The sequence below is a fragment of the Alteromonas sp. ABH4_452 genome, from assembly GCF_056311825.1.
In genome coordinates this window covers 2,091,768-2,117,672 of record NZ_CM149973.1, presented here as the reverse complement: position 1 = coordinate 2,117,672, position 25,905 = coordinate 2,091,768, and the positions used below count along the sequence as shown (strand labels likewise).

The 25,905-nt window shown below is 44.5% G+C and carries 19 protein-coding genes; 7 read left to right on the top strand and 12 right to left on the bottom strand.

The window, feature by feature from the left end; translation table 11 throughout:
* Positions 1 to 24: 24 nt before the first annotated feature.
* From ACYX4N_RS09035 to ACYX4N_RS09020, 4 genes are all read right to left on the bottom strand, one after another.
* Positions 25 to 708 (bottom strand): DUF1826 domain-containing protein, encoded by a 684-nt coding sequence (locus ACYX4N_RS09035; RefSeq protein WP_476056314.1) that lies wholly within the window; start codon positions 706 to 708, stop codon positions 25 to 27.
* Between the two features lies 1 nt (position 709).
* Positions 710 to 1,912, bottom strand: coding sequence for a zinc metallochaperone GTPase ZigA (gene zigA / locus ACYX4N_RS09030; protein ID WP_476056313.1), 1,203 nt, complete (start codon positions 1,910 to 1,912; stop codon positions 710 to 712).
* 182 nt (positions 1,913 to 2,094) lie between these two features.
* Positions 2,095 to 3,402, bottom strand: coding sequence for a short-chain fatty acid transporter (locus tag ACYX4N_RS09025; RefSeq protein WP_476056312.1), 1,308 nt, complete (start codon positions 3,400 to 3,402; stop codon positions 2,095 to 2,097).
* Positions 3,403 to 3,469: 67 nt separating this feature from the next.
* Complete coding sequence (locus ACYX4N_RS09020; RefSeq protein WP_476056429.1) at positions 3,470 to 7,615, bottom strand: two-component regulator propeller domain-containing protein; 4,146 nt, start codon at positions 7,613 to 7,615, stop codon at positions 3,470 to 3,472.
* 377 nt (positions 7,616 to 7,992) lie between these two features.
* Here ACYX4N_RS09020 and ACYX4N_RS09015 point away from each other — a divergent pair, with 377 nt between their 5' ends.
* Entirely contained in the window at positions 7,993 to 8,334 is a 342-nt protein-coding gene (locus ACYX4N_RS09015; protein ID WP_039222723.1) for a carboxymuconolactone decarboxylase family protein, read from the top strand.
* 61 nt (positions 8,335 to 8,395) lie between these two features.
* Here the strand turns inward: ACYX4N_RS09015 and ACYX4N_RS09010 are convergent, their stop codons facing one another.
* From ACYX4N_RS09010 to ACYX4N_RS08995, 4 genes are all read right to left on the bottom strand, one after another.
* On the bottom strand, positions 8,396 to 11,149 hold the full coding sequence (locus ACYX4N_RS09010) for a M16 family metallopeptidase (RefSeq protein ID WP_476056311.1): 2,754 nt from the start codon (positions 11,147 to 11,149) through the stop codon (positions 8,396 to 8,398).
* Positions 11,150 to 11,353: 204 nt separating this feature from the next.
* Positions 11,354 to 11,647, bottom strand: coding sequence for a YfcL family protein (locus tag ACYX4N_RS09005; RefSeq protein WP_474805991.1), 294 nt, complete (start codon positions 11,645 to 11,647; stop codon positions 11,354 to 11,356).
* A gap of 113 nt (positions 11,648 to 11,760) precedes the next feature.
* Positions 11,761 to 12,924 (bottom strand): ATP-NAD kinase family protein, encoded by a 1,164-nt coding sequence (locus ACYX4N_RS09000; protein ID WP_476056310.1) that lies wholly within the window; start codon positions 12,922 to 12,924, stop codon positions 11,761 to 11,763.
* A complete protein-coding gene (locus ACYX4N_RS08995; RefSeq protein ID WP_476056309.1) occupies positions 12,921 to 13,601 on the bottom strand; it encodes an elongation factor P hydroxylase in 681 nt (226 codons plus the stop codon). The genes ACYX4N_RS09000 and ACYX4N_RS08995 overlap by 4 nt, the downstream gene beginning before the upstream one ends.
* A gap of 155 nt (positions 13,602 to 13,756) precedes the next feature.
* On the opposite strand from ACYX4N_RS08995, the gene ACYX4N_RS08990 reads away from it, so the two are divergent.
* The 4 genes from ACYX4N_RS08990 (at position 13,757) to ACYX4N_RS08975 (ending at position 18,569) form a co-directional block, all read left to right on the top strand.
* Positions 13,757 to 14,467 (top strand): DUF8198 family protein, encoded by a 711-nt coding sequence (locus ACYX4N_RS08990; RefSeq protein WP_476056308.1) that lies wholly within the window; start codon positions 13,757 to 13,759, stop codon positions 14,465 to 14,467.
* 106 nt (positions 14,468 to 14,573) lie between these two features.
* Positions 14,574 to 15,023: an acyl-CoA thioesterase gene (locus ACYX4N_RS08985; RefSeq protein WP_476056307.1), complete on the top strand. Its 450-nt coding sequence runs from the start codon at positions 14,574 to 14,576 to the stop codon at positions 15,021 to 15,023.
* Positions 15,020 to 16,240 (top strand): retropepsin-like aspartic protease family protein, encoded by a 1,221-nt coding sequence (locus ACYX4N_RS08980; RefSeq protein ID WP_476056306.1) that lies wholly within the window; start codon positions 15,020 to 15,022, stop codon positions 16,238 to 16,240. The genes ACYX4N_RS08985 and ACYX4N_RS08980 overlap by 4 nt, the downstream gene beginning before the upstream one ends.
* A 79-nt stretch (positions 16,241 to 16,319) precedes the next feature.
* Complete coding sequence (locus ACYX4N_RS08975; RefSeq protein ID WP_476056305.1) at positions 16,320 to 18,569, top strand: ammonia-forming cytochrome c nitrite reductase subunit c552; 2,250 nt, start codon at positions 16,320 to 16,322, stop codon at positions 18,567 to 18,569.
* 71 nt (positions 18,570 to 18,640) lie between these two features.
* On the opposite strand, the gene ACYX4N_RS08970 is transcribed toward ACYX4N_RS08975, so the two are convergent.
* The 3 genes from ACYX4N_RS08970 to ACYX4N_RS08960 all read right to left on the bottom strand — a co-directional run bounded on the left by ACYX4N_RS08970 (position 18,641) and on the right by ACYX4N_RS08960 (position 22,318).
* The gene (locus tag ACYX4N_RS08970) at positions 18,641 to 19,003 is read right to left on the bottom strand and encodes a HopJ type III effector protein (RefSeq protein WP_476056304.1); all 363 of its coding nucleotides are present in this window, start codon (positions 19,001 to 19,003) and stop codon (positions 18,641 to 18,643) included.
* 210 nt (positions 19,004 to 19,213) lie between these two features.
* A complete protein-coding gene (locus tag ACYX4N_RS08965; RefSeq protein WP_476056303.1) occupies positions 19,214 to 21,256 on the bottom strand; it encodes an oxidoreductase in 2,043 nt (680 codons plus the stop codon).
* Between the two features lie 222 nt (positions 21,257 to 21,478).
* Positions 21,479 to 22,318 (bottom strand): crotonase/enoyl-CoA hydratase family protein, encoded by an 840-nt coding sequence (locus ACYX4N_RS08960; RefSeq protein WP_476056302.1) that lies wholly within the window; start codon positions 22,316 to 22,318, stop codon positions 21,479 to 21,481.
* Positions 22,319 to 22,456: 138 nt separating this feature from the next.
* On the opposite strand from ACYX4N_RS08960, the gene ACYX4N_RS08955 reads away from it, so the two are divergent.
* Complete coding sequence (locus tag ACYX4N_RS08955) at positions 22,457 to 23,062, top strand: TetR/AcrR family transcriptional regulator (RefSeq protein WP_474857108.1); 606 nt, start codon at positions 22,457 to 22,459, stop codon at positions 23,060 to 23,062.
* A gap of 232 nt (positions 23,063 to 23,294) precedes the next feature.
* On the opposite strand, the gene ACYX4N_RS08950 is transcribed toward ACYX4N_RS08955, so the two are convergent.
* Entirely contained in the window at positions 23,295 to 24,947 is a 1,653-nt protein-coding gene (locus tag ACYX4N_RS08950) for a GMC family oxidoreductase (protein WP_476056301.1), read from the bottom strand.
* A gap of 214 nt (positions 24,948 to 25,161) precedes the next feature.
* Here ACYX4N_RS08950 and ACYX4N_RS08945 point away from each other — a divergent pair, with 214 nt between their 5' ends.
* On the top strand, positions 25,162 to 25,887 hold the full coding sequence (locus ACYX4N_RS08945; RefSeq protein WP_476056300.1) for a DUF1439 domain-containing protein: 726 nt from the start codon (positions 25,162 to 25,164) through the stop codon (positions 25,885 to 25,887).
* Positions 25,888 to 25,905: the final 18 nt, after the last annotated feature.

The window sequence follows — 25,905 nt, the reverse complement described above, 5'->3', positions numbered from 1 at the left end:
TTCAATGCAGTGCACTTTTTAAAACTACATTGGGTCTAGAGTAAGCAGCACACGTTGAGTATTTGGCTGCACTTTGCAAGACCGATGTACGGCGGCAAACTCTTCATGACCTTGCCAAGACTTTCCTTTGAGTAACCCCACATCAAAAGCACTCATTTGTTTAATGCTGCTTTCTTGGTAGCGCTGCCCTAGCCTATTCTTCGTAAGACCTTGCGTATTCGTGTCGTTAAGGCCAATCATCGGGCTAGTTACCACACTTTCTTTAGGTAACCACTCAGTACCTTCGCCTAAATAAGTATTTATTAATCGAACAGGAATATTGTCTACGTGAAAGCTGGGGCACATTGCCGAAGATAAGGGCACTAGCCTTACCCCTACGCTGTCACAATCAAATAGTGTGGTAAGCATGTCAGACAGCAGATAAATATCATCAATGGCGGCTTGTTTTCCAATGCTGGCTTCTTCGCCTGGTAGAAGCGTGGCAATTTCCTTCCTTAGAGAAGCAACAGAAAACACACCACGAATACCCATTCCTAATGATTTAAAAACCTCGTCATAATATTGGGAGATGAGCGGCGCCTCGGGTCTATTCCATACCGTAACGCTAACCCCTTCTTCAAAAATATCGCCCAGAACCATAGCGTCGGCGCTTGAACGCCAAGAGTTTCTATGTTCGAAGACAGTATTGTGGTCTTGTAACGCCTGCATACTAGTGCTCCCACACTGGAAAAGGATCTGGCATTTCAGCCCAAACATGATGACCTTGAATAAGCTGTTCGTCTGTTAACAAGCAACTGTCTAAGCGCCTGATTATGTCCTCTTTATTAAGCCCTTGCCCAATAAATACTAGCTCTTGACGCATGTCACCGAAGGGCTCCATCCATTGTTCTTCTATCGCTTTAAGGTATTCAGGGTCTTCAGGCCATTGCTCTTTGGGTACGGCTTTCCAAAACAGCCCAGCAGCCCCGTATCTCGCCATACCGCCAGCTTGGCTCCAGCTGCCAGCTAATTGAGGGCGTGTTGCCAGCCAGAAGAAGCCTTTTGAACGAATTAACTTACCTGCAATGTCTTTACTATGAATAAAATCATAAAACTTCTGCGGGTCAAACGGACGTCTTGCTTCGTACGAAAAGCTGCTGATACCAAACTCTTCGGTTTCTGGCACGTGTTCGCCACGCATTTCTTTCAACCAACCCGGCGATTGCTGAGCGCGCTCAAAGCTAAAACGACCTGTGTTTAATACCTTATCTAAAGGTACTTTCCCATGCTCAATAGGAACTTGAATAGCCTCGGTATTTAAAGTTTGAAGGATACTTTTAAGGCGGGCCAAATCTTTTTCAGAAACCAAGTCAGTTTTGCTTATTAGCAAAATGTCAGCAAATTCCACCTGCTCGACCAATAGATCAGCAACGCTCCGCTCGTCTTCCTCCCCCAAGCTCTCACCCACTTCGTTGAGAAACTTAGCTTCGTCATAGTCTTTAAGAAAATTCAATGCGTCGACAACGGTAACCATCGAATCGAGGCGTGATATTTCCGACAAGCTTTTACCGTCTTCATCGGCAAACGTGAAGGTCTCAGCTACAGGCAAAGGCTCCGAAATACCTGTAGACTCTATTACCAGATAATCGTATTTACCTTCATGCGCTAAACGCTCTATCTCTTCAAGCAAATCTTCTCGCAACGTGCAGCAAATACAGCCATTGCTCATTTCAACTAGCTTTTCTTCGGCTCGATTAAAGCTAATTTCATTTTTCACCGTAGCAGCATCGATATTGACTTCACTCATATCGTTAACAATAACGGCTACTCTTAATCCATCACGATTATTCAGAATATGATTTAGAACCGTGGTCTTACCGGCGCCTAGAAAGCCCGAAAGTACGGTAACGGGAAGCTGAGTTTGAATTGACATAACGACTCGCTAAGTTTCATTTTAAATCTCGAATTTAATAAATGTTATAACATAACAATTAAAATGAAAATAACGATATGATTAATTTATTGCAAAACGCTAGTAATACTCAGCGAGAACGAGTTGACAATAATGTTATCGAAGAAAGAGCCATTTCCTTTCAGGTCTGAAGTGCACTGCACTTATACAAATCGCAAAACCAAGGAAATAATAACGCCTGTTGCGATAAGCTGAACTAAGCAAAACCCCATAATATCTTTGGCTTTTAGGCCAGCTATGGCAAGTACGGGTAGTGCCCAAAACGGCTGAATTAAGTTCGTCCAAGCGTCGCCCCACGCCACTGCCATTGCCACCCTATTAACTTCCGCACCCAGCTCAGCGGCAGCGGGGAGGATTACAGGGGCTTGCACCGCCCACTGACCACCACCCGAAGGCACAAAGATATTAACAATACCTGCACTAATAAAACTCCATACGGGCAACGACTCTGCAGATGCAAAACTAATGAGCCATTCTGACATAGTCTGCGCTAACCCAGATTGCACCATAACCGCCATGATGCCAGCATAAAACGGAAACTGTATTACAATTCCGCTGCCGCCCTGAACCGCTTGCTGCAAGCTATGCAATACATTGCGTGGCGTGCCGTGAAGGACAATAGCAAGGAAAAGAAATAACGTATTAACGATGTTTAGGTTTAGCCCGCCGCCAGAAATGAAATAATTTGTAAGATAAGCAAGCCCAGCGAAACCGACAAGTAAACCAAGCGCTTTGCTGTTTTCAAGTTTGTCGGCGGGCCGTTCGTTTGTTGCCGAAGGCAGAGCGTCGTCTTGTAGCTTTGTGCGATCCACAATCACGCTTTCAGATTGAGGGGGTAGCATAAGGCGATTCACAAGAGGGATAACCACAAACATAATCGCCAACAACAGTAAATTGAAGCCGCTAAAAATAGTCTCGCTGGTACCAATTACGCCTATTTGTGCCTCTGAAAAATGGCCCGGTGTTGCAATAGTTAACGGTACAGAGCCCGCCAAGCCGCCATGCCATACGACAAAACCTGAGTATGCGCTGGCCACCAATAGCCGATAATCTACCGACACTTTTCTTGCAAGTGCTTTGGCGAACAACGCACCTACTACTAGCCCGAAGCCCCAGTTTACCCAACTGGCTGTAAGCGACACTAAAGTAACCAGTACAATAGCGCTTCCTGGGCTTTTAGCTAGACGGGCGAGACTTTCCAGCAGTGTCTTGACTAGCGGCGTGCATGCCAGCATAAACCCGGTTACCAATACCAAGAGCATTTGCATTGAGAAAGTTAGCAACCCCCAGAGGCCGTCGCCCCACTGTTGAACTGTGGTAAGTGGTGATTGGTCTTGAATGACCACCGCAAAGAAAAGCGTTATGAGCGTTAACAATAAAACGAAAATATAAGGGTCGGGAAGATATCTCTCGACGAGTTTTACGAAGGGTTTTGATACACGATTTAGCATTAACGCTCTCACAACTTGTTAAAAACTTGTTGCATGTTAACGCGTTTACTTGCTCGTTGGCGATAGGCTAGTGAATTTTGCTAAGCCACTTCTGTAAGGTTGAAGTTACTTTTTGGTGATCGATAGGCTTTGTTAGAAAGTCGTCCATACCTGCTGCCATGCACATATCTTTATCGCTCTGCATAGCATTGGCCGTCATCGCTATAATAGGCGTACTTTTATAGATATCTCCCGCCGCGCCTTCACGAATACATTTAGTCGCTTCGAACCCATCCATTTCGGGCATTTGGCAATCCATAATTATTACGCTGTATTGTGCTTCAGGCTTGCTGTTCTTCAACATATCTAACGCTTCTAGTCCATTATTAGCTACATCCACCTGATACCCTTCGCTTTCGAGTGCATTAGTAGCAACCAGTTGATTTATCGCATTGTCTTCAACTAACAAAATCCGTGTTGCTTCGATATTAAGTAAGCGTCTCTTAGGTTCCTGCTCTGCTAGGTCTTCATCTGGATGTTGCTCTACAAAATCTGCAGTATCCATACCCAACTGCTGTGAATGCACATCGTTTTGTGTACCGGGTTTACCTACCGTGGTTTCAAGTATTCTTAGTAAATCTGAGGTCGTTATCGGCTTAGGCAGACACTCATCAATGAGCATCCCTCTAAACTCGCTGTAGCTATCGACATCGCTTAGTTTGGTCATAAGAATAGTACGACTGAACCTTAAGTTTTCGATACCCTTGAAGTTCAGTAAGCGATTGTCTTGCTCGTGGTCATCAACGACTTTTTCCATAAACAAAATATCAATACTTAAAGGGTCTTGTTCACTAATCTCATCAGCTAAGTAAAGCGTTGCAGCCTCTTCTAATGACGATGCAGTTAACGCATTCACACCCCAAAGCCCAAGCTGGTTTTGCATAGATTGTCTTGTTGAGGCATTGTTATCCACTATTAAGCAACGCGTGTTTTCTTTAACAAGTTCAGGTTGCAGTGTCGTGCTTTCCTTCGAGCCCGTAACTTTGCATATAACGTTGAAGCAGCTACCTTTGCCAAGCTCTGACACAACGCTTATGTCACCACCCAATAAATGACACAAATTCTTTGTAATACTTAAACCAAGTCCTGTGCCGCCGAAGCGCCTCGTTGTAGACGCATCTACTTGGGTGAAGGCGTCGAACAAATGAGGAAGTTTGGATTCCGGGATGCCTATTCCCGTATCTTTTACAGTTAAGCGCAGCATAGCTTCATTTTCAACATCACTTGGAAGTAACCTTGCTGCAATGTAAATTTCACCCTGTTCAGTGAATTTAACGGCATTGCTTAAGAGGTTAGTCAGAATTTGTTGAATTCGGTTTGGATCTGAATATATCTTTGTTTCGCTGATTTCAGAGAGATCAACGATTAGTTCTAGGTCTTTTTCTTGTGCTGAGTGCGCTACTGATAGTGCAACACTTTCCACTAACTCCCTTAAGTCAAAATCCACTGACTCTAGCTCAAGCTTGCCCGCTTCTATCTTTGAAAAATCCAGGATGTCATTGATAAGCACAAGCAACGAGTTAGCACTGGTTTTAGCAATACTCACGCGCTGGCTTTGTTCTGCTGTCAGGTCACTTTTTTTCAACAGGCCAAGCATACCTATAACACCATTCATCGGCGTCCTAATTTCGTGGCTCATATTGGCAAGAAATTCAGACTTCAACTTCGTGGCTTCTTCGGCACGTTCAAGCGCTTGTTTTAAATCGTTCGCCTGCGCTTTTAGCGACGCAGTTTTTTCAGATACCTGCTGTTCTAGTGTTTGAACAAAGCGTTTCTGTTTAGTGATTTCGGTTTGCTGTAGGCGGGTGCGCAGGTAAATCACTAATACAACCATACCTATCAAAAATAAGCCGTAGATAGTGTATGCCCACCAGCTTTTCCATGGTGCTACTGCCACATGTAAATTCAATGATAGAGTATCATCACCCCACTCACCATTGGGTTTCATGGCTTTTACGAGCAACCTGTAGTCGCCACCATTTAAGTTGGTAAACGACACCGAAGTATGATTTCCAATATCAATCCACTGCTCATCGTACCCTTCTAACTTGTAAGCAAAGCGGGCACGCTTAGGGTCTGAAAAATCTAAAATCGCAAAATCTAATGAAAAAAAGTAATCTTCATAAGAAAGGTTGATATCAGTAACATAGGACAGTGGCTTATTAAGCTCTACTGACTCCCCCATTTTGTTAAAACCGGTAAGAACTATATTTGCGCTAACAGCATCGGTTTGCTCTTGGTTATATTTGAAGTACTCTACCCCCCGCTGACTACTCGTAAAATAGGTATTTTCACCCGCTTTAATTAAGCTATCAGAGTAAAAGTTTTTGCCTGCCAAATCTGTATTACTGTTGTAGCTAATAACATTTTGTGTGTCGGGATTATAAAGAAAAACACCTTTATTGGTGGTAAGCCACAGCCTGCCGTCCTCGCCATCAGCGATAGCTCTTATTAAGGTGGTGGGCAGCCCATTTTTCTCACTAAAATGCTTGAAGGATTTAGATTCTGCGAAATACTGATACAACCCCCTTTGTGTCGCTACCCATATGTCTCCATCATTCGTTTGGTGGATATCTTCCACAATGCTATCGAGCAAACTTCCCTGCTGATCCTTTGCGCCACTAAAAAACGTGAAACTTTCACTATCAGCTGACCACAAATTCACACCTCCGCCCGTACCCACCCAAATATTGCCGCTGGCGTCTTTGTATAAGCTGTGAATTTCTGGGTGCGTTAAGCCGTCTTCGGTTGTGAGATGCTTGAATTTTTCGGAATGCTTATTGTAAATGTAGATACCGTGCTTATAAGTACCAATCCAAACGTTGCCGCTATTGTCTAGTTCAAGTGCTCTGAACTCACGAAACTGACGATAATTGCTGTCAGTCTTAGGGTATTCAATGCGGTTTATTGCTTTAGTACGTCGATCAACTCTGACCACAAAGTCATCTTGTGCTACCCACAGAAACCCTTCTTGATCCGGCACGATAATAGGTCTTTCTATAACCCCACGCTCTTTATAACCTTCAAGCTCTTTAAATACCGAGTCGTATTCTTTTTGCAAAAGCTCTTCTCTCACTTTCCATTTGAACACGTCGGCGTTTGCCGTAACAATGAGTACATCGCCCTTTTCATCGCCATTTTTATTTCCATTTTCATCTACATGATCAAGTGCGATACCACTTGGTGCGGTTAGTAATTCACTATTAATTTGTTTAATTTTGCCGCGAGGAGAAAATTTAAAAATCCCGTGAACCTCACTGGTAATCCACTTGGTTTTAGTATGATCTTCAAAAATTATGCGAAGGCCGTTTTCATAACCAAAGTCGACCTTTTCAACATAGTTCCCCTCTCCGGTATGACGATACAATCCCTCGGTAGTGACGAACCATATTTGACCATCATGGTCCTCAATCATCGAGTTTACTTGGCTTAGTGGTTTACCTTCTCGTGTCGTTTGAGGCAGAAAAACACCGGAACTTGGAAAGAATAAGAAGGGGCCATTTTGCGTAGCGACGAATAGCTGATGAGAAGATGTACGAAGTAAACTACGTATTTCATTCGCGCCCGTAGCCGTTTTGTTTTTTGGATCCGGCAAGAAATGCTTGGCGTCTAACGATTTTTTATCGAGTAAATTTATCCCATAGCTGGTCGCTACCCACAGACTATCGGCATCGTTATCAATAATGTCCCAAATGCGATTGTGGGAAAGACTATTTTTATCCCCTGGTATTTTTTGTACTCGCTGAAATTCTCCATTGCCTAAAAAACGATTAAGCCCTTTGTCGTAAGAGCCTAGCCAGATATCACCTGCGTTATCTTGAAAAAGTGACTGAATTCGGTTTGATGACAAAGAATTTGTATCATCAGGCACATTTAAATAGCGCTCATACTGACCGGTTGTAGGGTCGTATTTGTTAACACCACCGCCCCACGTACCCACCCAAATATTGCCCTCGGCATCCAACATTAAGTTGCCGGCATCGTTATGAGAAAGGCTTTGGCCGTCTTCGCTATTCGATTCAAAGAGCTTAACGTTGCGACCGTCATAACGCATGACGCCATTTTCTGCTGTGCCAAACCAAAGGAAGCCTTGGCGGTCTTGGACTATGGAATAGATTTCTGATGAAACAAAGCCATCTTCAGCGGTTAAAAGTTCGACCGCATATTCGTTCATTAACTTGTTCGAACCAGATGCGAGCGCAACAGTAATACACACTACATTTAGAAAAGCGATTGCAAACACGCGGAAGGGTGAGAGTATAAATTTTTTCGTGTTCACCAGAGGGGTTGTCTTCAAATCAAGAATTAAGCAGCTAATTAAACTTGTTTAACTTTAGTGCATGTTGTCGCCGCTCACCATTCTACAAAAGGCGCATTTGTCACCAACAAATAAACGCTTCTTGACCTGAATCATGACGTACAAAAGCTATAGGTATATGATTAACGATGACATTAACCAACAAGGCCAGTAGATAGTCTCTTTTTAAAAGCTTTTGTGCTGAAAGAAAAAGAGACATTAAAGCCCGATTTTATTTGCGTTAGGAGAACACAATGACAAAGTCATATAAAGAAATTACCGATAGCTTAAATCCGTATCTAGCCGAGGTTAAAAAAGGCGTGCCAGAAGTCATGAAAGGGTTTTCAGATATGGCTAAGGCTGCGACCGCAGACGGTGCGTTGGATAAAAAAACGAAAGAACTTATTGCTCTTGCGATTGGTATTGCAACGCGATGCGATGGCTGCATAGGCTTTCATGCTAAAGCGTTGGTGCATTTAGGTGCTACCCGTGAAGAAATCGAAGAAGTGTGCGGTATGTCGGTTTACATGGGCGGAGGCCCATCGTTTATGTACGCTGCAGATGCTTTGCGTGCATTTGATGAGTTTAGTGAATAATTCCTAATAAAAAAGGCCGAGAAAATTTTCGGCCCTTTCGCTTGCTTTGCAGTGTCGCTTATTACAGTGAATTCATACTCTGCACACTGACAGGTCCAAGCTCAGCTGCTTCAACATCCGCTTTGATTTTTTCGGCATCACCAATGATTATCCAAGTCAATTTTTCCGGATGCAGCACCTCTTTCGCCGCGCTACTTAAATCGTCTAAAGATAAGCCATTGTACTTTTCGACCAAAGACTCTGGATAATTATATTCTCTATTGAACCTCTTACTTGATAAGAGGCTATACATTACCGCATTGGCCGTTTCGAATTGACCAGGCAACGAGCGTACTTCATCCAATCGCGCTCTTTCCAATTCATTCGCCATCGGCGGCTTATCCCCTATATATGCATTGAGCTCTTTTTTGAGTTCAAGTAGAGACGGCCCTGTTTTATCGGTTTGCACTGGTGCATACACCATAAATGGGCGTTGACCTCTTGCGTCTTGAAGAAAGGTATACGCGCCATAAGACCAGCTTTTATCTTCGCGTAAATTCATATTCACGCGAGCAGTGAAAGCGCCACCTAGTGTTTGGTTCATAGCATTGATGGCTATATTGTTGTCTGCACCTGTTGGTGGCGCTAAATGCGCGGCCAGAATTAGCGACTGTTGCGCACCTGGGCGATCAATAATAATCGCTTGGCCTTGCTCAGGCATGGACGCTTCAGCTATTTGCTTCGTTCCTTTGCTGCCTTTCACCTTCCATTTACCAAACTCCTTTTCAAGCATAGGTTTTATGACGTCTAACGTAGTGTCACCAACGACAAAAATTGTCGCATTATCAGGGCGTAGCCACGTATCTTTAAAGCTAACTAGATCGCTTCGCGTCACTGCTTTCACGTCTTGCTCAGTTCCGGTACCGGTAAACGGAATGCCATAAGCATGGTCTTCACCATAGATAAGCGGTGGAAGTAAGGTTAGCGCAATACTTACAGGGCGTGTTTTTTGCTGGGCAATATTGCTTAAAATAAGGGCACGTTGACGTTCAATCTCTTCTTCTTTAAACGTGGGCGATTTTAATATATCCCCCAAAAGTGCCAAAGAAGGCTTCATGTTTTCGGTAAGCATCGACATGCTAACTGTAGTGGTGTCTAGATTTGAGCCAGCATTTAAATTTGTTCCCAACTGCTCAAGCTCTGCAGCCAATTCCAAGGCATCGTATTTACCCGCCCCTTCATCAAGCATCTGTGTGGTGAAACTCGCAAGTCCTAACTTTCCACCTGCATCAGCAGCATAACCTGCATCAAACTGCACCGCCACGTTAACTAAAGGCACCGTAGAACGCTTCGCAAAAACCACATTCACACCGTTAGATAAAGTGGTCTTCGTAACCTCTGGGAAGCTTAGCTGTGTCTCTGCATTAATTGGCGGCAAACCTGAACTGCGATCAACGCTTTCAGTTGATGCTGTATGTTCAATAAACGGCACAACCGTGATTTGGTGCCACCCTTCTTTTAACCATTTATTCGCAGCCGCTTTAACGTCTTTGGGCGTCGCCTCTCCTAGCTCGTCTAATTCAGTTTTAAAATAGTTAGGGTCACCAGCAATAAACTCCCCGCTAGCAAGGGTGTCGGCTTTCCCGCCAAAGCCCCCAACTTCTTCTAGCCCTCGAATAATTGAAGCTCGTTGTTTCGTCGATACAAGCTTAACTTCGTCTTTGCTAGGGCCTTTACGCAAGAATTCGCTAATGACCTTATCAATCTCTTTTTCTACCTTTGCTACGTCAACGCCGTCTTTTACGTCAACCGTAACTCCAAAGATAGACGCCATTTGTAGTTCGTAATTAAATACCGACGCATTGGTAGCGATTTGCTGATCGTAAACAAGTTCTTTATAAAGACGTGAGTTTTTGCCATCCCCCATGACACTTGCAGCGATAAACAGATCAGTTGCAGTTGAAGACGTGTTTTCAGGTGAGACCCAGAGGCGATAAATGCGCGACTGTGGCACTTTGTCTTGGATCACTTCTCGGGTGTTTACGCTACGTTTGGGTACCCATGCTTCCCACTTAGACAATGCGGGGCCCGGCTCAATGTCAGCGAAGTACTTGTTAACCAGAGGTTTGGCTTCTTCGGCGTTAATGTCGCCGCTTAGCACCAGTATTGCGTTATTGGGGCCATAATATTGGTTAAACCAGCCCTTAACGTCGTCAAGCGATGCGGAGTTAAGATCTTCCATCGAGCCAATCACCGTATGATGATAGGGATGCCCTACGGGAAATAAGCCCTCAAAAATATGGGTAAATACGCTTCCATAAGGCTGGTCTTCTCCTTGACGCTTTTCATTTTGTACAACGCCACGCTGCTCGTCTAATTTCTCTTGTGTTACCGCACCTAACAGGTGCCCCATACGGTCAGATTCCATCCACAATATACGGTCTAGAGCCGGCGTTGGAACGGTTTGAAAATAGTTAGTACGGTCAAAATTTGTGGTACCGTTTAGGCCTGTGGCCCCGGCTTCTTGTAATGGCCCGAACCACTCATCGTCATAGTTCTCTGTACCATTGAACATGAGGTGTTCAAATAAATGGGCAAACCCAGATTTGCCGTTGGGTTCATCTTTTGACCCCACTTTATACCACACAGCTACAGCAACTACTGGCGCTTTGCGGTCTTCATGAACAATTACGGTTAGCCCGTTATCGGTAGTAAATTTTTCGTAATCGATATTGATATCGTTCTTGGCAAACGCTGAGCCTATCAGCGTACTGCTTACTGCCAGCACACCTACGCTCACTTTCAAGCGCTGGGTGAGATGCTTAAGTACAGTCATGTCGTCATCCTTAATCTTATTATCTGCGCTGAACACCAGAATGTGCCAGGCACCACAAAGCGGCTATTCACCTGTACTAAACATAAACCAATCTGGCGGTTAATAAAGGGCTGTAATGCAGAAAACTGTAACGGATTGTAAAAAAGGAAAAACGATGTGCGGGGGAGATAGTTCTTGTGAGAAAGTAAATAAGGAAAGCCGCAATTACATTGCGACTAACCGTGCCCAAAGTGCTTTGACTTGCTGAGCATCTTCACTGTCTAATTCGTTGTTAGCGAAAGCATTATTAAGGCTTTCGAGCATTTTGTCATTAAGCATCGCAATGGTAGCGCCTTCTTGCATCTCTAGTTGGCGTGCCTCTACCGCGAAATGGCCTTGTAAGTAGCTGGCAATAAACAATTCGTCATCACTACCGTGATTTACCACGTCATCAAGCGATGCCTCAATATCTGCAATAGCTTTAACGACACTTTCTGGTGCTGCAGCAGGTGGTAACACGTCTTACTCCTTCCTGTTGTTAATTTCAGTTGTTTATCTCTATGTTTTCAGGTCGAGATAAACCTCGTTGTTCTAAAGGCAATAAATTCGCTTTAGTGTATGGCGTAATGCCTTTAAACAGCTTGGCAAAGTACTTTGTCTTTGTAGCCGGTAATAACCGTAAAAGCGCCTGCTAATTCAGCGTCTAGCGCGGCATCGCTTGAATCTAAACGAAGCGGTTTACCATTTAATGTCTGTAGTTTTTGTTTAGTGGCAACGACAAGCATATTTTGTTTGCCAATTTGACGAATAAACGCTGGGCTTAACTGTTGATTTCCACGCCCCAAAATGTGGCCCTGACCACCGATAACCGTCAAAATGATTTTAGTGGGTTTGTCATGAGTCAGCGCAATTAGCTCGCTGGCAGTCACATCACTTGCGATTAACTCGCCTTGCTTAACCACGTCCACACCCAATAAGGTGTTGTCTAAGCCGAGAAACTCCATGACAGCGCCTACCGTAGAGCCAGAGCCCATAACAAAGTACGTATCAGGCTCATCGTCCATGATTTCGCTCACATATGCCGCAATATCATCAAGCACCAAAGCCTCGTCTTCTTTGCCGCCCATTTTTACGGCTTGAACGTAAGTGAGTTCTGCCGGTACGCGCATTTCGCCATAATGCTTAGCAATAACTTTCCCTTCGCGAAACGCGTTTTCGTCAATATCACGCACTTCGGCGTCCATTTCACTTACAAGCTCGCCTGCAATCATTTGACTTACTACCTGCCCTGCTGCTGACGGCGACACGCAGTAAACGCCAGAATGAATTTTACAACCGGCAGGCACACCTAACACGGGAACTTGTGTGCCGACTACACTACAGATATTACGGGCTGTGCCGTCGCCGCCTGCAAAAAGCAGCAAGTCAACGTTGGCATCCACCAAGGCTTTAGCTGCGCGTTCTGAGTCTTCGCCTTCGGTTTGTGCAGCACTAGGCGTATAGATTACCTCATAAGGAATACCTAGAGATTCACAAACTGTTTCGCCCATATCGCCCGACGCAGTCACAACAGTAAATTTCCCCGACAACGCTTCTAAGATACTGAGCGCTTTGGCCATCTTTTCGTTAGCTTTTTTCTCTGCTCCCATAGCGAGGGCTTTTTCACGAATTTCAGCCCCATCGCTACCTTTAAGCGCAAGCGCTCCGCCAATACCTGCAAATGGGTTTACCACAACACCCAGTTTGAATTTGGGCTTGTTATTAGACGTTGATTGGCTAAGGTCAATTTGACTCATTCAGCATTTACTCCTATCCCATCGACTACGTCACTACTTGCGGTGTTTTGGCGCGAGACTGCTTCCGTGCTATTCATGACACTGCTAGGCGGATCAGTTAATTTACTTTCGCCAAACACAGATGACAGCGCTTGTATAAAACGTTCAGCGCGTGGTGGAAAACCATTAGTTTTAAAAGCTTCTAGCTGAGCAGCCACGTTTCGGGTAAAACCTTCTCTGTCGGGCTCAGCACCATTCAAGTTATCCGTACTTACCTGAAATTTTCTGCCGGCGGCTTCGGTAAACGCCCATTCAATAGCCTGTGGCTTAATTTCTACTTTTTCAAAGTCTGCTTGCTGCACTGCATCGCGGCCATCAGGGCAATACCAGTAACCGTAATCTTCTAAAAGTCTGCGCTTTTCGCCTGCAATGCACCAATGCGCAATTTCATGTAAGGCACTTGAAAAGAACCCATGAGCAAAGACGATTTGATGGTAAGGCTTTTCGTTATCCGCGGGGATGTAAATAGGTTCATCATCGCCCAAAACCAAGCGCGTATTGAAATCTTCAAACGTGCTATTAAACAGTGATATTAACGTTGGAACATCGCTGTCTTTTTCTAAGCCCGGGGCGTGTGCGCCAGTGGTCTCATTTTTACAGGCATTGTTCAATGATGACTGACTACTTTGACTGTTCATTAAGTAAATTAAAAATCTAAATAAGCAAGCTAAACTAATGGCGGCAGAGTATACCAGTAAAACTTTGTCTTCTCACTTGAAAGGCACGCTTGCTTAGGTCAATCTAGGTTTACAACAGCAGATAAGCCACACTAGCTCAACAGGGAGTTTCTCATTTGGCGCAAGAGATAATTAAACATATTCACCGGGTAAATGCCCTTCGTGATTTGGCCAATCAGTTGGGAGTAATGCCTATCATTCATCAGCTGCAGCATTGGCAGTGCGAACGCTTACTGGTCACGCACGACGATTTGGCGCAGCAAAAACGTTATCAAAAAGCCATGGCGTTTTTTGTAGATGAATTGTACGGCCCGAAAGATTTTAGCCAGCGCGACGCTGATTTAGTTCGCGTTATTCCGAAGCTTGCAAAAGTATTGCCAGACAAAGCCATGAACGCTATGGACGATGCTCTATCGCTAAATGCACTATCATTCGATTTGGATATGGCAGTGGCCCAGTACTTACAAAGTCATTTTCCTGGGGAGCCCATTAACCGAGACAACTACGCCTTGGCTTATCAAAATGTGGGCAGGATGGAAGATAGAGAGCATCAAATCGACATAATTTCGCACTTGGGCGATCAACTCTCTGATGTCATAAAGATTCGTGGTATAGGTATGTTGATTTCCTTATCCCGTCGCCCAGCCAAATTAGCTGGCTTACTGGCTCTGCATGAGTTTTTAGAGCGTGGTTTTAATGCATTTAAAGCGCTAGGCGATGTACAAAGCTTTATACAACCTGTTTTGGTAAGAGAAAAAGCAATTATGCAGTCATTGTTAAGTGACGATTTAATCTTGCCTGAAGATAATCCGTTGCCAAAGGTATAAGTTGCCGAAACAGAAATGCAATAATAGGTCTTCGAGAGCACCGGCGCTAAGCCAATGGTAATGAAGCAGCTAGGGTATAAACAAGATATATGAATAAGGAAAAGGTTTGAGAAACCCAACGCCTAATTGGATGTTAGATAACCCCTACGTGCAGCAATGGCATATTAATGAAACACACATCGATCACTATCAGCACGTGAATAATGTGGCGTACCTCTCTCAGCTCGAAAGCTTAGCTTGGGCTCATTCAAACGCCCTCGGCCTACAGTTTGCCGATTATCAGGCGCTAAACCGTGGGATGGTAATAAAACGTCACGAACTTAACTATCATCTGCCAACTCATCTTGGTGATACGTTAGAATGCGCCACTTGGATAGTACACTGCGATAAAAAATTGACCTTGAAACGCCAGTTTCAATTTATCTGCCCAAAGCGAAACAAAACCGTATTTGATGCACTAACAACTTTCGTTTGCGTCAGCCTTGATACTGGCGCGCCAAAGCGGATGCCTAAGCAATTTGTGGACGTCTATGGAAAGGCGTGTTTAGACCAATGAAAACATGGCTTGCAGTTCTGCTTACACTGTTTTTATGTGTGTCGTTGGGCATCAATGTTTACCTATGGATTAGCTTAAAGCAGCATAATAATGGTGCTTATAAGTTAGAAGCAGACTATGAGCATCATTTACAACATGAAGCAGCGCTAGAAAGTGAGACTCAGGCAAAGGGCAATATAGAGCCCTTCAACAAAGAACGTGAATCCACCTCTTTTTCGAACGCTGACAGAACTAACATACCGTCAAATGAGCGTGAAGATCTGCGCTTATCTTCGCAACAAATTACCCAAAGTGATATCGCTACGCTAACTACCCTACTCAATAACGGACAGTATGCGTTGCTCGCCACAGAGCTTACAAACCTTTTAAAAAATGACCCGCTCAACGAATCGCTGCTGTTGCTAGAAGCTGAACTAATTGAGTTAACCAAGCCCCTGCCCACAGCGATAGTACACTACTACGACTTAGCTGAACTGCCTCTTTCACTTGAAACGCTCTCGTTTATCGACACAAAAATTGCTACTTTGTATGAACAAGCGCAAACGCAGTTAAGTCAGGACGAACAATGGGAACTGGTGGCTAGATTAAATGAACCCTTGTATCAGCGAATACCCGACGCTAAGCACTATACCCTTAATTTAGCTGAAGCCTACGCTTACCAGCAAAAGCTTACGCTAATGGAAGATGTACTCGCCGCCCTGCCGTTAAACGATAGAGACGCCAATATCATTCGCGATAAAGCCTATGACATGCGCGATATGGCCAACATAGATAACACGCCAAGCGAAAGCGAGCTAGCGCCATCAGACGCTGAGGCCTCGCGATATCAAACACGCGTAGCTTTGCAGCGTATTGGTGATCAATATCGCCTTGAAGCAAAGGCGCTTAACCAAAAAGCCAATATGATTTTAGATACGGGAGCCAGTACTACCGCAATATCGTCGCGATTATTTGCTCGCTTGGGCCGTATGCGAAACCTCACGTTTATTGGCAACTTCAACGTTAGGACTGCATCCGGAACTATCGAAGCCCCACTGGTACAAATACCGCGCTTTTATTTCGCTGGATACGAGTTCAATGATGTATCAGCCATCGTTCTCCCCGAAGACGCCCTACCCGATGCTGATGGATTATTAGGCATGAATATTTTAGGTCAATTTAACTTTGCGATAATGCCGCAGTCTAGCGAGTTGATTTTAACGGAGCGTGATAATTAGCCCGAAAAATTTGTTTAACGCTGCTCGTACCCCTGTGATAAAGTCCAGAGAGTTCACAAATATTCAGACAGCAGTTGTAATGCCACGGTTGGTTATTCTTTTCAGCATTATTTATCTATCAAGTTTAGTTAAAAGTTTACACGCACAAGAGTATGCTAATTGTGTTAGCTGCCATCAGGAACAAGTTACTTTGTGGCAAAAATCAGACCACGCGAAAGCAATGGCCCATGCTAATGATAAAACCGTGCTTGCCAATTTCGATAATGTTTCAATAACTCACTTCACGCAGAAGGCACGTTTTTTCAAACACGAAAATAAATTTTTTGCCGCGCTCACAGAAGCTGGAAGTACGAATATCTATCCAATCACTTATGTTTTTGGTCATTTTCCGTTGCAGCAATACCTCATCGAAACACAAGCAGGTAAACTTCAAGTTTTTCCTTTTGCTTGGGATGCTCGAGACGAATCAAAAGGCGGCCAACGTTGGTACCCCAATTATCCATCTGAGGATATTACTCCTAAAGACAGGTTGCATTGGAAACAACCGATGCAAAACTGGAATGGTATGTGTGCAGACTGCCACTCAAGCGGATTAAAGCGCAATTTTGATACTAAGACGCTTACATTCGACAGCCAGTTTGATGAAATCAATGTGTCGTGCGCATCCTGCCACGGTGATATGGCATCGCATTATACTGCAAATACAACAAGCGTTAATGACAGCGAATCAGATAAAAAGTCTAAGGTTACGCAAGTTGAAGAAGCCAATCACCATAGGTCATTGCTCACTTCTCACGATCTGTCTCTAAATGAACAACAAGCAATTGGAAGGTGGCTGTTAAAAGATGGAAGCAACATCGCTACTTGGCACGAACAAAAAGATGGCGAATTTATTCCTGCAAAACGAGACAATCGGTTTATGGAAACGTGCTTTGCGTGTCACTCTCTGCGCACCTCACTTTCTGATGGAATAGACCCTAAAAAACCTTTCTTAGACCAGTTCTCACCTTCGCTTCTTATCTCACCATTGTATTTTGCTGATGGGCAAATACGTGAAGAGGTTTATGTATACGGCTCTTTTTTACAAAGCCGCATGTATGAAGCTGGTGTTAACTGTATAGACTGCCACAACCCACACTCTATGAAGCTCAAAATAGAGGGAAATGGTTTGTGCCTTCAGTGTCACTCGGCATCGGCTTATGAAGGTGAAAAGCATACAAAGCATGTGGGGAGTGAAGATGCAAATCAGTGCGTAAACTGCCACATGCCTACGCGCACCTATATGGGTGTAGATGCACGGCGGGATCATAGCTTTAGTATTCCAACTCCCAACGTTTCTTCGACTACTGGCGCACCCAACGCATGTTTAAACTGTCACGACCAAGATAATGATTGGGTATCAGAAAAGCTAATCAACTGGTATGGCAAAGACTCTACACTAAACAAACAAGAAGAAAACTATATCTCTCTTATGCAGGGTAATATTCATAGTAAACAAGCTGTGCTGCGTATTGCCCATTCGTCGTCTCTTCCAGTTATAAAACGGGCTACTGCGCTGAGCTTGTTGGCATCGTCGAACCAGGCACTTACTGATAAAGATTTACGGAAATTTATTCTGCATGAAGAGCCTTTGCTAAGACTGGGGGCGGCGCAAGCCGGTCGTGCACTTCTTCCTAATGAACGAACGAAAACGTACGCTAATCTACTTGATGATAAGTATAAAGCCATTCGAGTGACCGCAGCTAATAACTTGCTTGGTCAGGGCTTAAACACAGAGATCTTTAAGAAAGCGCTTGGAGAGCTTAGGTTGTCGAATACCGTAAATCAATGGCGGGGGGAAGGTAACCTCAATCAAAGTCTGGTTGAATATCAGCTCGGCAATATTCATCAAACAGAAAAGCTGCTAAAACGAGGTCTAACTGTAGACCCTTACTTTGAGGCAAACTATATCAACTTGGCCGAATTGTATCGCGCTCAAAATAAACTTCTGTTAGAAGAACAAACCCTCCTTGATGGAATGAGCAATTTACCTGATAGCGCGCTCATCCATTATTCGTTAGGCATGCTGCATGTTCGTAAACAGGATAAAGCAACTGCAGTTACATTTTTCAAAAAAGCAACAGAACTTGCCCCTGAGAACCCACAAAATTGGTATATTTACGCCCTCGCTTTAGATAGTGTAGGTCAAACGAAAAGCGCACTCAACGTACTAAAAAAAGCCATAAAGAGACAGTCTGATAATTCGCTTATCAGCTTGGGGCTGTCACTTTCACAAAAAATAGGCGATCAAGCGTCGTACCGCTTATTCCAGTCTAAAGTTAGGCGATAAACAAATTACCGCACTACTGAGGTCATGCTTTGCATGCCCTAATGGGCAAGCGTTCTAGCTGTAAAAAGCCACTAATCAGCATTTACTACAACTAAAGGAAATGTGTTAAACGCCACGCCTTCATGCCCTGTTTTCATAAAGTTGCGGATATTGGCGTGGTCGTTACCATCGGGGTTATTGAGTACGTCTTCACGATAGAATCGTCCAAACAAAGCAAGTGTTTGTGCTTGATTTAGCTTTAAATGCTGACCCAGTGCAAGCAGCTTGCATGAACCATTATTCTGGTTAGCTTCGTTTGTTACATCTCCATTAGTGAACGCGGTTGGCGTAAAGGCAAACGCGCTATCAACGAGCGCGATAACATCGTTAAACTCAATAGTCTCTGGTGAATTACTAACGGCTTGAACTAAGTCTTGGGTGTTGCTGAACGTCATGTTTATCTCATTGAAAAAAGGAAACGATAATAGCAGGTCTAGGTAACTTCAACAGGCTAAAACAGGTGTGGTTTGGGTATTTTCATAAAAATCACAGCTTTCGGCGGCTAGAAAAAATAAACCCCTCCGAAAAAAGAGGGGTTTATTATCAATCTTCAGCATCTCTTAATGAGGCACTTATATTTCTAACTGTGTTTTTGCACTAGGTCATTAAACCGCAGCGCACACCCGTGTACCTTGGTCGATGGCGCGTTTTGCATCTAGCTCTAATGCTTCGTCTGCACCACCAATTAAGTGGTAAGGCATGTTTAAGCCTTCAACGATATCACGCATCGGCTCTTGTCCTGCGCAGATGATGATGTTGTCTACCGGCAATACTTGGCTATTGCCTTCTACCGTAATGTGTAGCCCTTCATCATCAATTTTATCGTAGCTTACGCCAGGGATCATGGTCACGCCTTTGGCCAGCAAGCCTACTCTGTGCGCCCATCCCGTTGTTTTGCCTAAACCCGCGCCAACTTTTGTGGTCTTGCGCTGTAATAGGAAAATCTCTCTTGGAGATGGATCTGGCTGTGGCTTAACGCCTTCAATACCCGCGCGAGCCGAAAAGGTCATATCAATGCCCCACTCTTTCATAAATGCAGGAATGTCTTGGCTTGGCGTTTCTTTGCCATGAGACAAGTACTCAGCGGTATCAAAACCAATTCCACCAGCTCCGATAATGGCCACTTTATTGCCAACGGGTTTCTTTTCTTTCAATACTTCGATATAGGTCAGCACTTTCTCGTGCTCAATGCCTTCAATCGCTGGCGTGCGCGGCTTAATGCCCGTCGCAATCATCACTTCATCGAAACCTTCGTCGTTTAGCGCAGCCGCATCAACATAAGTATTCAATTTAAGGGTAATGTTTTTATGAAGCTCGATTTGGCGTTTGAAATAACGTAGCGTTTCGTAAAACTCTTCTTTGCCCGGAATTTGTTTGGCGATATTAAATTGACCACCAATTTCACTAGATGCATCATAAATCACCACGTCGTGACCGCGCTTGGCAGAAGTCACTGCCGCTGCTAATCCAGCTGGGCCAGCACCTACCACTGCAACACGCTTTTTGGTTTCTGCTGGTTTTACGTTAATTTCAAGCTCGTGACAGGCACGAGGGTTTACCAAACAGCTAGTCATTTTGCCGTTAAAAACATGGTCAAGGCATGCTTGGTTGCAGCCAATACAGGTATTAATTTCGTCGGCCTTATTTTGCTGGGCTTTGCGCACAAAATCAGGGTCTGCCAAGAATGGACGTGCCATAGACACCATATCTGCATCGCCGCGAGACAACACTTCTTCAGCAACTTCAGGCGTGTTGAGACGGTTCGATGTGATCACTGGAATTGAAAGCGCCTCTCTGAATTTTGCGGTAACCCACGTAAATGCCGCTCGCGGTACTTTAGTGGCAATGGTTGGGATACGCGCTTCGTGCCAACCAATGCCGGTGTTAATGATAGTCGCACCGGCTTTTTCAATTTCTTTGCCAAGCTGCACGACTTCATCATAAGTAGAGCCACCTTCCACCAGATCTAGCATCGATAAGCGATAAATAATGATGAAGTTCTTACCTACCGCCTCGCGCACGCGGCGTACCACTTCAATAGGCAGACGGATACGGTTCTCGTATTCGCCCCCCCACTGATCGTCACGGTGGTTTGTGCGCTTTGCAATAAACTGATTAAGGAAATAGCCTTCAGACCCCATGATCTCAACACCATCATAACCCGCGCGCTGAGCCTGAGTTGCGGCAGTAATGAAATCTTTAATTTGCTTTTCAATCTCGTCAGCTTCTAGTGCTTTTGGCTTAAACGGGTTAATTGGTGCTTGTACCGCAGAAGGTGCCACTAGCTTTGGGCTATACGCATAGCGGCCCGTGTGCAGAATTTGCATACAGATTTTACCGCCAGCAATGTGCACCGCGTCAGTCACTTCTTTGTGGTTTTTCACCGCTTCGTCTGTATCTAAACGAAACGTTGACGGATGGGTAGCGCCCTCTTCGTTTGGTCCTATACCACCTGTAACGATAAGCCCTACGCCACCTCTGGCACGTTCACCATAAAATGCCGCCATACGTTTATGGCCGTCGGGTAATTCCTCTAAGCCCGTGTGCATAGAACCCATGAGCACGCGGTTTTTAAGGGTAGTGAAGCCTAAGTCTAAAGGACGAAATAAATGAGGGTAAACGGGATGATCGGTTACGGTCTGATTCATGATACATTCCTGAAAGTCGTTTTGGCTTGGTAAAAGCCGTTAAAAAGCCTGTTTAAATATTCTTATCTAATGCGCTTCTTTTGTAGAAGCGCTATTTATCTAAGTGTTTACTTAATTTATGTAATAGAAATCATGTCGCGCACCAGCCTTAACGAATGGTAATTATCATTGGGCCAACAATGAGCAATTAGCAGCTAGGACAGCGCGCGTTCATACATAAACTTACGAATTCATTTTCTTAATGGCCGGGTGTAATGGCGGATATTCCGGCAGCGTTTTAGTTTTCTGTGCATCCATGGCTTTAAACACATCTTCCATTTGAAACATGCCCGCTTGCCATGTGGCCATATAGGTCAAGCTTTCTGCCACCGTGTGTTCTACCGCGTAGTTAATCATAGTCTTAGTGCCTGAAACCGCGAGCGGCGAATTCATTGAAATCTGCTGCGCTATTTTCATTACCGCTTCTAGCATTGATTCTTGGTCGTCAAATACCTGATTTACAAAACCAAGTTGCTGCGCTTCTGCAGCACCAAAATTGCGCCCGGTATAAGCCAGTTCTTTTACTATGCCAATAGGTATAAGCTTTGGTAATCGCTGGAGCGTACCGACATCTGCTGTCATACCTAATTGGGTTTCTTTAATAGTGAAAAAAGCGTCTTGGGTGCAATAACGCATATCACATGCACTTAGTAAATCTACTGCACCACCAATTGCCCCGCCCTGAACAGCACCAATAACCGGCATACGTGCCTGTTCTATGGCGGTAAAGCTATCTTGAAGCAACATCACCATACGGCGCATGCGCTCTGCTCTGCGCGACGGGTCGCCCTTAAAGTCTTCTTTCATATTCAGGAACACCGATAAGTCCATACCGGCAGAGAAATGCTTACCCGTAGATGAAATAACGATGACGCGGGCTTGACCCTCGTCATCGATTTCACGAATAGCCGCTGGCAATTCGGTCCAGAACTCAGGGATGATACTGTTCATTGCATCGGGGCGGTTAAGTACTACGTGGGCAATATGGCCCTCTTGTTTTACTTCTAATGTAGAGTACTTCATGGTTTGCGCTGTCTCCTTGGGCTGTTCCTGTTAACAAATTTGCAAACTAGACAGCGTCAAGATAAAAGGCTATGTTGACACTGTCAAGATAAAACGTTATCTATTCGTCTCAATTTTGAAAATGGAAACACTGGATTTATGGCTAATGCAGTACAAAGCTACCATCACGGCGACCTGCGCAGCGCACTGATAGAGGCGGCTACCGCGCGTCTCTCTGAGCACGGCGTTGATAGTTTATCTCTTAGAAAACTAGCAGAGGATGCCGGTGTGTCACGTACTGCGCCCTATCACCATTTTAAAGACAAGAGTGCGCTGTTAAGCGCCATTGCAGCCAAAGGCTTTAGCGATTGGCATACCGCAGCTAAACGTATATTCGAGCAAGAAGATAAGACACCACAGGTGCGTTTTCGCGAATTTGTGCACGAATACATTGGCTATGCTGCCGACAACCCAGAGATGTACGAATTGATGTTTGGTCGCACTATTTGGCAAAACCAAGCGGCAACCAACGATCTGAAGGATGTTGCATTCCCCTGCTTTCAGTTTCAAGTGACGATGACGCGTTATTGGCAGGATAAAGGGCTACTTCCGAACAATCAGGATGCGCTGAGACTAGCACAGGTGACATGGGGCACGTTACACGGTATTGCGCGTTTACTTATTGACGGTATATACGCTGACAGCAGTCATATCGACGAAATGTGTGATTGTGCAGCAGACTTATTTATGCAAAAGCAGGTATAACGTCTTATCAACGCAACCACTTGAATATAGCGTTGCGCTTGTACGCCGCGAAAAGTGTTTAACTGCCTAGAGCGGAAAAAATTAGCCTAGAGCGAAAAAAATAGCTTAAAGCGACCAATTCACTTTCAAGATATAATCAGCACCGTGTGGTAAAACTGCTTCAAGCAAATGAATACTTAGAGCGGATGAATTGCCAGAGCGAGATGAGGGCTCGCTCTTAGCACCTTTTTAATTACGCCGATTCTGCTTTAGCCAAAGATACTGGCTGACCTTCGTGCGTCGCTTTAATAAACTCAGCAGCACGTTCGGCAATCATAACGGTGGGTGCGTTGGTATTGCCACCGATTAAGCTTGGCATCACCGAAGCATCTACCACTCTAAGACCTGCTATGCCTCTTACCCGCAACTGAGTATCAACCACTGCCATCTCATCGTCATCACTGCCCATTTTACACGTACCAATTGGGTGATAGATGGTTTCAGCGCGCTCACGTAAAAATTCTAATATATCTTCATCAGTTTGCGCATCTTCCCCTGGGTATAACTCACTACCTTGGAACTTGTCGAAGTCTGGCGCAGATAGCAGCTTTCTGGCAATACGCACGCCTTCAATCATGACTTGCTGGTCTTCCTCTGCGGATAAGTAATTCGGGTCAATAAGCGCTTGATCGGCAGGATGGTTACTTTGAAGCGAAATAGTGCCGCGGCTTTTAGGATATAGACAACATACGTGCAGGCCATAACCGTAACCAAAAGCCAGCTGTCTTCCGTGGTCGTTTAAAATTGCAGGTAAAAAGTGGAATTGAATATCAGGGCCCTGTGTCGCTAAGCTTGAACTAACAAAACCACCGGCTTCAGCGATATTTGAAGAAAGAATACCTTTGCGCTTAAACGCGTAGTCTGCGGTGGCTTTAACGTAAGAAGGCAGCGCTCCGAATGCCACGGCATAACCTTCTCTGGCTTTACAGGTATATTGCACGATGGCATCTAGGTGATCTTGTAGGTTTTGGCCCACACCTGGCAAGTCTTGCTGTACAAAAATCCCCTTTTCTTCTAGTTCTGCTCTGGGTCCAATCCCCGAAAGCATTAGAAGTTGAGGTGAATTAATTGCGCCGCCGCAAAGAATAACTTCGCTTTTAGCGAAATAGCGGTTCACCGCGCCTTTTTCCCGTACTTGAACCCCAATAGCACGCCCTTCTTTTAATAACACCTTTTCAGCAGCGACTCTTGTAAGCACGGTTAAATTGTTGCGGTGCTTTGCCTGCGTTAAGTACCCTTTTGCTGTTGAGCAGCGCTGGCCGTTGACTTGTGTAACATGGTAGTAACCAAGCCCTTCCCTATCGTCTCGGTTAAAGTCATTAAGCTGTTGATAGCCAGCAATCGACGCAGAGTTCACAAAAGCATCGGACAGTACGCTGGTATGCCGAAGCTTGCTAACATTTAGTGGGCCACCTGTGCCGTGGTACTCATCAGCCCCTTCTTCAAAGTTCTCAGAGCGTTTGAAATAAGGCAGTACATCTTCAAATGACCAGCCCTCGGCCCCTTCTTCATTAGCCCAGCGGTCGTAGTCTTCTTTTTGCCCTCGAATATAGCACATGGCGTTGACTGAACTACTGCCGCCTAGGGTTTTACCGCGAGGCCAGAACAGCTCTCTGTCATACATTTCTTTTTGAGGAGCCGTATGATAACCCCAACCAATACCTTCGAACCTACTGAGCAGAGACAAACCAAAAGGAATATGAATAAGTGGGTTAGTATCCTTTGAGCCAGCTTCCAATAGCAAAATATCTAACGCAGGATTTTCCGATAATCGAGTGGCAAGCACTGCACCCGCAGAGCCCCCGCCTACAATGATGTAATCGTATTTGCTGAGTACTTCGCTCATTTCGCCAACTCCTTGAGGGCAAGACTTTTAAATGTTAATAAAACGTTGTGGTACGACCAGATTAGCAAACAATACTTCATCAATAAAAGAATTAAATTGTAAGATTTAAAAAATCTAATAATCCTGATAACTTAAGTGCTGTACTGGTATATGCATTACATTAAACTATCAAGCTACAAGCCACTGCCTAGAAAAATTAGGCTAAGAATACACCTTGACCAATAACTTATCCTTCAAAGACAAATGCAAAGTGTACCTGGCACAATGGCTTGTGAAATGGGGTAAGCTGACGCACGACGACTTTACCAAAGCTGAGCTCCAAGACCTTATAAACCATAGCTTTCCTTACACCTTCACCTTCAACATCCCTATGGGAAGTGGCACTGTGACCGTGCTTGAAGGCAACATTACATTAGATAATGCAAACAACCGTATTGGTCTTCAGTGCCTTGCGGCACTTAATATTGTGGTAGCTTCTACCACCATTTACCGTGCTCACGTGGTGTTTACTGTGTCAGCATCGCCTCATTACGACAAAAATATGAGCACGCTATATCTAACCGGCCTTTCCACTGATAGTGTCAGTTTAGTTAACGATGATTACGCGTTGATTAAAGACACACAGTTTTTGGTTTCGCGGTTCTTTCCTAAAAGTGTAAACACTCTGCTTGGCGGCTCATTGAAGTCGGCACTATCGATTTTTAGCGCCGGGACATCAGATATTGCAGCAGACTATTTACAGGTCTATTTAACGGGCTCGAAACAAGCAGTATTGGAATACCACATTCCCCATATTAACGACGCTATTAAAAAACAAATTAACCAAGAAGACCTAAGCCATACTATGCGTGGTGACCACTGGCGCGAAGTGCTCTTCTCGAAACTAGGTCAAAACGTACGTGTAGAAGACAACGTACTGCGCTTCTATCTCATTGAATAGCGCTCAGTCTAAAAGTTA